7 protein-coding genes are annotated in these 8,079 nt (G+C 76.0%); 4 read left to right on the forward strand and 3 right to left on the reverse strand.

What is annotated here, in order from left to right; genetic code table 11:
* Positions 1 to 173 precede the first annotated feature (173 nt).
* Positions 174 to 932 carry an enoyl-CoA hydratase/isomerase family protein gene (locus C6N75_RS23115; RefSeq protein ID WP_105870823.1) on the forward strand — a complete coding sequence of 253 codons (759 nt, stop codon included), beginning with the start codon at positions 174 to 176 and terminating at the stop codon, positions 930 to 932.
* Here the strand turns inward: C6N75_RS23115 and C6N75_RS23120 are convergent.
* Both C6N75_RS23120 and C6N75_RS23125 read right to left on the reverse strand, forming a co-directional pair.
* Positions 916 to 1,560 (reverse strand): DJ-1/PfpI family protein, encoded by a 645-nt coding sequence (locus C6N75_RS23120; RefSeq protein ID WP_105870824.1) that lies wholly within the window; start codon positions 1,558 to 1,560, stop codon positions 916 to 918. The genes C6N75_RS23115 and C6N75_RS23120 overlap by 17 nt on opposite strands.
* Before the next feature lie 42 nt (positions 1,561 to 1,602).
* Positions 1,603 to 2,616, reverse strand: coding sequence for a GlxA family transcriptional regulator (locus C6N75_RS23125; RefSeq protein ID WP_258177563.1), 1,014 nt, complete (start codon positions 2,614 to 2,616; stop codon positions 1,603 to 1,605).
* 162 nt (positions 2,617 to 2,778) lie between these two features.
* Here C6N75_RS23125 and C6N75_RS23130 point away from each other — a divergent pair, with 162 nt between their 5' ends.
* From C6N75_RS23130 to C6N75_RS23135, 3 genes are all read left to right on the forward strand, one after another.
* Positions 2,779 to 3,642, forward strand: coding sequence for an SCO6745 family protein (locus C6N75_RS23130; protein ID WP_105870825.1), 864 nt, complete (start codon positions 2,779 to 2,781; stop codon positions 3,640 to 3,642).
* A 122-nt stretch (positions 3,643 to 3,764) separates the two neighbouring features.
* On the forward strand, positions 3,765 to 3,884 hold the full coding sequence (locus C6N75_RS31785) for an LPFR motif small protein (protein WP_256105587.1): 120 nt from the start codon (positions 3,765 to 3,767) through the stop codon (positions 3,882 to 3,884).
* A gap of 131 nt (positions 3,885 to 4,015) precedes the next feature.
* Positions 4,016 to 6,502, forward strand: coding sequence for a Tex family protein (locus C6N75_RS23135; protein WP_105870826.1), 2,487 nt, complete (start codon positions 4,016 to 4,018; stop codon positions 6,500 to 6,502).
* Between the two features lie 274 nt (positions 6,503 to 6,776).
* Here C6N75_RS23135 and C6N75_RS23140 read toward each other — a convergent pair.
* On the reverse strand, positions 6,777 to 8,079 hold a 1,303-nt coding region (locus C6N75_RS23140; RefSeq protein ID WP_105870827.1), incomplete at its 5' end, for an ABC-F family ATP-binding cassette domain-containing protein.

The raw sequence follows: 8,079 nt of genomic DNA on the forward strand, positions 1-8,079 counted from the left end.
CTTCGGGGCCGCCGGCCGGGTCGGGGCGGCGGGGGGCGCCGGGGTCGGGAGAGGTGTCGGCCATCGACTCGCCTCGCTTTTTCGTGCGGGTACCGCGCCGCTGCCGGCGCCGGGTCGCTTGACCGGTACCCCGTCGCCGGTCGTCTGACCGCGCCCCCGGATAGCATCCGCCCATGGAGCCGCACCTGGAGCACACGGTCGCCGACGGCGTCGCCACCCTCGTGATCAGCAACCCGGCCAAGCGGAACGCCATGACGGCGGCCATGTGGCGGGCTCTGCCCGGACTGCTGGAGGCGCTGGCCGCCGACCCGGCGGCGCGGGTGCTGGTGCTGACCGGCGCGGGGCCGACGTTCTGCGCCGGCGCGGACATCTCCACGCTCGGCGAGCCGGGCGACGAGCAGCAGGCACTCGCGGTCCGGGCCGAGGAGGCGCTGGCCGCCTTCCCCAAGCCCGCGCTGGCCGCCGTGCGCGGCTACTGCGTGGGCGGCGGCAGCCAGCTCGCGGCCGCCTGCGACCTGCGGTTCGCCGAGGAGGGGGCGCTGTTCGGGATCACCCCGGCGAAACTGGGCATCGTCTACCCGGCCTCCTCCACCCGGCGGCTGGTGGACCTGGTCGGCCCGTCCGCGGCGAAGTTCCTGCTCTTCTCCGCCGAACTGGTGGACACCGCGCGGGCGCTGCGCTGGGGGCTGGTGGACGAGGTGCTGCCGGCCGGGGAGCTGGACGAGCGGGTGGCCGAGTTCGCCCGGGTGATGGCCTCGCGTTCGCTGCTGACCCAGGCCGCCGCCAAGGAGTTCGCGGGCGGGCGCACCGACCGGGACGCGCACTGGGCCGGGCAGGCCCACGGCAGCGGCGACACCGCGGAGGGGGTCGCCGCGTTCCTGGAGCGCCGGCCCCCGCGGTTCACCTATCCGGGGCTCACGCCGACGGGGTGACCTCGCTCGCCAGCTCGCCCCGGCAGAAGTCGACCAGGTGGGCGGGGGCCTTGTCCGGGGAGCCGGCGTCGTACGGCGGCTGGGGGTCGTACTCGGTCATGAGCTGCACGATCCCGGCCAGGTCGTCGCCGCCGATCCGGCCGAGCAGGTGCAGCGCCATGTCGATGCCGGAGGAGACGCCGGCGGCGGTGACGTACTTGCCGTCGAAGACGACCCGCTCGCCGGTGGTCCGCACCCCGTGCCCGGCCAGGCTGTCCATCGCCATCCAGTGGGTGGTGGCCCGGCGGCCGGTGAGCAGCCCGGCGGCGGCCAGCACGAGCGCGCCGGTGCACACCGAGGTGGTCCAGGTGGTGGCGGCGTCGGCGGCCCGCAGCCACTCCAGGACCGCCGGGTCGTCGGCGGCGGCCCGTACGTCCGGGCCGCCGGGGACGACGACGATGTCCGGGCGGGGCGTCTCGGCGAGGGTGCGTTCGGCGACCAGGGCGAGGTTCCCCGAGTCGTTGCCGACCGGGCCGGGCTCCCGGGCGACGAGGACGGTCTCGTTGCCGGGCATGCGGTGCAGCAGTTCGAACGGGCCCACCGCGTCGAGGGCGGTGAAGCCGGGGTAGAGCAGGATCGCGGTCTGCATGGTCGGGTCCTCTCGGGTTCGGTGCGCGGGCAGCGCGTGTGCTCAGTGCGCGGGCAGGGGGGCGTGGAACCGGCGGCGGTAGTCGGCCGGGGCAATGCCCAGCGCCGTGGCGAAGACGCGCCGCATGGCCTCGGCGGTGCCGCAGCCGGCGGCGCGGGCGACCTCGTGGACGCCGTCGGAGGTGTCCTCCAGGAGGCGGCGGGCGTGCTCCAGGCACACCCGGTCGACGTACCGGCCGGGCGTCATGCCGGTCTCGGCGCGGAAGGCGCGGGCGAAGTGGCGGGGTGAGAGCCGGGCGCGGGCGGCCAGCGCGTCCACCGAGAGGGCGGCGGCCGGATGCTCGGTGATGAACTGCTGGAGTTCGCGCGGCGGCTCGCGGCAGGCGGTCTGGGCGGCCGACCGGGCGCTGAACTGCGCCTGGTTGCCGGGGCGGCGCAGGAGGACGACCAGGTGCCGGGCGATGGTGAGGGCTGCGTCCCGGCCGTGGTCCTCCTCGACCAGGGCGAGCGCGAGGTCGACGCCGGCGGTGACCCCCGCCGAGGTGGCGATCCGCCCGTCCCGGACGAAGATCGGGTCCGGGTCGACCCGGACCTGCGGGCGCAGCCTGGCCAGGTGGTCGCAATGCGCCCGGTGGGTGGTGGCCCGCCGGCCGTCCAGCGGCCCGGCCCGGGCGAGCAGCAGCGAGCCAGTGCAGACGGCCGTCAGCCGCTCGGCCCGCGGTCCGTGCTCGCCGAGCCCGGCCGGCAGGCGCGGGTCGGGGTGGCGGGTGCCCTCGCCGCCCGGGACCAGCAGGGTGTGCTCCACCGCGGCGTCGGCGAGCACGAGGTCGGGGGCGATCCGCAGGCCGCCCTGGGTGCGCACCGGCGCGCCGTCCAGGGAGGCGGTGGTCAGCGGGTAGGCGGCGCCGCCCGGGTGGGCGTGCCCGGCGGCGGCGAAGACCTCCAGCGGGCCGGAGACGTCCAGGCTCTGCACCCCGTCGAAGAGGACCACCAGCAGCGGGCGGGTGCGCGGGGCCGCCGGGCCGCGGCCGCCGGTGTCCATCGCCGCCTGGGTCATGTCCCCGCTCCTCCGCCCCGGTCGCCGGGCCCCCGCGCCGCCCCGGACCAGGCCGGGGCGGCGTGCCCGCCGTGCTCCCCATCCTTCGCCTCTCCCCCGGCGGCCGCAACGACGAGCAGCCCACCTTTCCTGCCGTACCGACCAGTCGGTAACGTGCGGTCCATGACGACTCTCCCGCCCCGTGCCGCACGACGCTGCCACAACGCCCTCAACCCGCTGCACTCCACGCACTACTTCTCCCCCGACCTGGCCGAGGAGCTGGCCGCCGAGGGCGTCGCCGACCAGAGCGCCGCCTACTTCGCGGCCCGCTCGGCGGCGATGGGCCGGGTCGGCGCGGGCACGGTCACCGCCGCGTTCTACAACTTCAACCACGAGCTGGTGGCCCGCCATCTGCCGGCGGTCTGGGAGACCGCCTCCCCGAAGACGGTGCTCGCCGCCCGGCTGCGCGCGGTGGACGCCACCCTGCGCAGGCTGCTCGGCGAGGAGGCGGTGGCCTCGCCCGCCATGGCCGAGGCGGCGGAGCTGGCGCTGCGGGCCGCGGAGGCGTGCACCCGGCACGCCCGGCCGCTGTACGCCGCGCACGCCGACCTGCCGGTGCCCGGCGAGCCGCACCTGGCGTTCTGGCACGCGGCGACACTGCTGCGCGAGCACCGGGGCGACGGCCACCTGGCCGCGCTGCTGACCGCCGGGCTCGACCCGCTGGAGGCGCTGGTCAGCCACACCGCGACCGGCAAGGGCATGGCGCCCCGGTTCGTGCTGGCCACCCGCGGCTGGCGGCGCGCCGACTGGGAGGCCGCCGCCGAGCGGCTGCGCGGCCGCGGTCTGCTGGACGCGGAGGGCGAGCTGACCGAGGCGGGCGCGGCCCTGCGCGCCCAGGTGGAGGAGCACACCGACCGGATGGACGCCGCCCCCTACGAGCACCTGGGCGCGGCGGGCGTGGAGCGGCTCACCGAGCTGGGCCGCGGCTTCCTGCTGGCGGCGGCCCAGGCGGGCGCGTTCCCGGAGGCCATGACCGGCAAGGGCTGACGGCCCCGGGACCGGCGGCAGGAACTGACGGCCGCGAGGCCGCGGCCGGCCCGAGGACGTTTGGCGGGCGGCGGGCGGGCAACGCGGAGGGCTCACCCACCCGAACGACCGGAGGTATCCCCATGCGTACGATCGCCGACTTCTTCCGCATGATCGGCTCGGCCGTCGCCACCGTGGTGACCCTGCCCTTCCGGCTGCTCGCCCGGCTCTTCGGCGGCGGCGGCCGCACCCGCCGGGCCTGACCTCGGGCGGCGGGCCGGGCGTCGGCCCGCCCGCCCGGCGGGACCGGCCTTCGGGGGTTCCCCCGCCCCGTCACCGCGCTGCGGCAGAATGCAACCGCAATCCGGAAGCACGAGAGAGCGGGTCGGACATCGTGACGACGTCCATCGAAGGCAGGATCGCCGAGGAGCTCGGCGTACGGGAGCGGCAGGTGAGGGCGGCCGTGGAGCTGCTGGACGGCGGCTCGACCGTGCCGTTCATCGCGCGCTACCGCAAGGAAGCCACCGAGATGCTGGACGACGCGCAGCTCCGCTCCCTGGAGGAGCGGCTGCGCTATCTGCGGGAGCTGGAGGAGCGGCGGACCGCGGTCCTCCAGTCCGTGCGCGAGCAGGGCAAGCTCACCGCGGAGGTGGAGGCGAGCATCCTGGCCGCCGACACCAAGGCGCGCCTGGAGGACGTGTACCTGCCGTTCAAGCCGAAGCGGCGAACCAAGGCGCAGATCGCCCGGGAGGCCGGGCTCGAACCGCTGGCCGAGGGGCTGCTCGCGGACCCCTCCACCGAGCCGCTCGCCGCGGCGGCCGCGTTCGCCGACCCGGACAAGGGCGTCGCCGACCCGGCGGCCGCGCTCGAGGGCGCGCGGGCGATCCTCACCGAGCGGTTCTCCGAGGACGCCGACCTGATCGGCGAACTGCGCGAGACCATGTGGGGCCGCGGCCGGCTGGTGGCGAAGGTGCGGGACGGCAAGGAGGAGGCAGGCGCGAAGTTCGCCGACTACTTCGACTTCGCGGAGGGCTTCACCGAGCTGCCCTCGCACCGGATCCTGGCCATGCTGCGCGGCGAGAAGGAGGACGTGCTCGACCTCGTCCTGGAGCCGGAGGAGCCCCGCGAGGGCCCGTCCGGCTACGAGGGCGCGGTGGCCGCCCGGTTCGGCATCGCCCAGCGCGGCCGGCCCGGTGACGCCTGGCTGGCCGAGACGGTCCGCTGGGCCTGGCGCACCCGCATCCTGGTGCATCTCGGCATCGACCTGCGCACCAGGCTGCGCACCGCCGCCGAGGACGAGGCGGTACGGGTCTTCGCGGCGAACCTGCGCGACCTGCTGCTGGCGGCCCCGGCCGGCACCCGCGCCACGCTGGGCCTGGACCCCGGCTTCCGCACCGGTGTGAAGGTCGCCGTGGTGGACGCCACCGGCAAGGTCGTCGCCACCGACGTCATCCACCCGCACGTGCCGGCCAACCGCTGGGACGAGGCGCTGGCGAAGCTGGCCAGGCTGGCGAAGGAGCACGCGGTCGACCTGGTGGCCATCGGCAACGGCACCGCGTCGCGGGAGACCGACAAGCTGGCCGGCGAACTGATCGCCAGGCACCCGGAGTTGAACCTCACCAAGGTGATGGTCTCGGAGGCCGGCGCCTCGGTGTACTCCGCCTCCGCGTTCGCCTCCCAGGAGCTGCCGGACATGGACGTGTCACTGCGCGGCGCGGTCTCCATCGCCCGCCGCCTCCAGGACCCGCTGGCCGAGCTGGTGAAGATCGACCCCAGGTCGATCGGCGTCGGCCAATACCAGCACGACCTGTCCGAGGTGAAGCTGTCCCGCTCGCTGGACGCGGTGGTCGAGGACTGCGTCAACGGCGTGGGCGTGGACGTCAACACCGCCTCCGCGCCGCTGCTCTCCCGGGTCTCCGGCATCAGCTCGGGCCTGGCCGAGAACATCGTGGCCCACCGGGACGCCAACGGCCCCTTCCGCTCGCGCCGGGCGCTGAAGGACGTGGCACGGCTGGGCCCCAAGGCGTACGAGCAGTGCGCCGGCTTCCTGCGCATCCGCGGCGGGGACGACCCGCTGGACGCCTCCAGCGTGCACCCCGAGGCGTACCCGCTGGTGCGGGCGATGGGCAGGAAGGCGGGCGGCGAGGTGGCCGCGCTGATCGGCAACACCTCGGTGCTGCGCTCGCTGCGGCCGGACGAGTTCGTGGACGAGAAGTTCGGCCTGCCGACCGTCACCGACATCCTGCGCGAGCTGGAGAAGCCGGGCCGCGACCCGAGGCCCGCGTTCCGCACGGCCGCCTTCAAGGAGGGCGTGGAGAAGATCGGCGACCTGGCCTCCGGGATGGTGCTGGAGGGCGTGGTCACCAATGTGGCGGCGTTCGGCGCGTTCGTGGACGTCGGCGTCCACCAGGACGGTCTGGTGCATGTCTCCGCGATGTCCCGCACTTTCGTCAAGGACCCGCGCGAGGTGGTCAAGCCGGGTGACGTGGTCAAGGTGAAGGTGCTGGACGTCGACATCCCGCGCAAGCGGATCTCGCTGACGCTGCGGCTGGACGACGAGGCGGCGGCGGGCGGCGGCGGCGAGCGTGCCCCCCGCCGTGAGCGCGGCGGCGCGCGCCCGCCCCAGCAGCGCCAGGGCGGCACGGACCGCCGGGGCGGCGGCGAGGGGGCCGGCGCTGACCGGCGCGGCGGCGGTGCCGGACGCGGCGGCGACCGGCGCGGCGGCGGTACGGGCGGGGGTGGCGCTCGCCCGTCCTCCGCGCCCGCACCGGCCAACAGCGCCATGGCCGACGCCCTGCGCAAGGCCGGACTCCTCGGCGGCGGCGGGAACGGCTCGGGCGGCGGCTCCGGCAACCGGAGCGGCGGCAAGGGCCGCCGCTGACGGCGAGACGGACGGCAGGAAGACCGGTCTGCCGGCAGGCCGCCGGTGGACCGGACGCCGCTGATCGGACGAGCGGACGGGCCGACGGGCGGACGACCGGATGAGCGGACGACGCGGACGGGCGGACGGCGGTGACCGGCTGGCCGGACGGCGACCGGTGGCGGCCGGGGCGGGTGCGTGGTGCGCCGGCCCCGGCCGCCGGGCGTTGCGGGCGCCCGCGCGGGGGCGTCACCGCACCCTTCGCCGGGCGGCGGCTCCGGCGCCCGGCCGCCGCTCAGGCCGGTTCGGTGACCCGGCCGTCGGCCACTTCGATGCGGCGGGTGGTGCGGACGGCGTCGAGCATGCGGCGGTCGTGGGTGACCAGGAGCAGCGTGCCGGCGTAGGAGTCGAGGGCGGACTCGAGCTGCTCGATGGCGGGCAGGTCCAGGTGGTTGGTGGGCTCGTCCAGGACGAGGAGGTTGACGCCGCGGCCCTGGAGCAGGGCGAGCGCGGCGCGGGTGCGTTCTCCCGGGGAGAGGGTGGTGGCGGGCCGCAGCACGTGCTCGGACTTCAGGCCGAACTTGGCCAGCAGGGTGCGCACCTCCGCCGGCTCGGTGTCGGGCACGGCGGCGCGGAACGCGTCCAGCAGGGTCTCGTTGCCGTGGAAGAGGGCGCGGGCCTGGTCGACCTCGCCGACCACCACCCCGGGGCCGAGCGCCGCGTGCCCGGCGTCCAGCGGCAGCCGGCCGAGGAGCGCGGCGAGCAGAGTGGACTTGCCGGCCCCGTTCGCGCCGGTGACGGCGACCCGGTCGGCCCAGTCGATCTGGAGGCTGACCGGCCCGAAGCGGAAGCCGCCGCGTACCGTCTGGGCGTCGCGCAGCACCGCCACCACGGCCGCCGAGCGCGGGGCGGCGGCGATCTCCATCCGCAGCTCCCACTCCTTGCGGGGCTCCTCCACCACCTCCAGGCGCTCGATCATGCGCTGGGTCTGGCGGGCCTTGGCGGCCTGCTTCTCGCTGGACTCACTGCGGAACTTGCGGCCGACCTTGTCGTTGTCGGTGGCCTTGCGGCGGGCGTTCTTGACGCCCTTGTCCATCCAGGACCGCTGCATCTGGGCCCGGCCCTCCAGGGCGGACCGGCGGTCGGCGTACTCCTCGTAGTCCTCGCGGGCGTGCCGGCGGGCGGTCTCGCGCTCCTCCAGGTAGGCGTCGTAGCCGCCGCCGTAGAGGGTGATCTGCTGCTGGGCGAGGTCCAGTTCGAGGACCTTGGTGGCGGTGCGGGCCAGGAACTCGCGGTCGTGGCTGATGACGACGGTGCCGGCGCGCAGCGAGCGGACGAACTGCTCCAGCCTCTCCAGGCCGTCCAGGTCGAGGTCGTTGGTGGGCTCGTCCAGCAGGAAGACGTCGTAGCGGGACAGCAGCAGCGAGGCGAGGCCGGCGCGGGCGGCCTGCCCGCCGGAGAGCGAGGTCATCGGCGCGTCCAGGCCGACGGTGAGCCCGAGGGCGGCGGCGGTCTCCTCGGCCCGCTCCTCCAGGTCCGCCCCGCCCAGGTGCAGCCAGCGCTCCAGGGCGGCGGCGTAGGCGTCGTCCGCGCCGGCC

Origin of the sequence: Streptomyces solincola (assembly GCF_002982015.1) — a bacterium.
Lineage (GTDB): Bacteria > Actinomycetota > Actinomycetes > Streptomycetales > Streptomycetaceae > Streptomyces > Streptomyces solincola.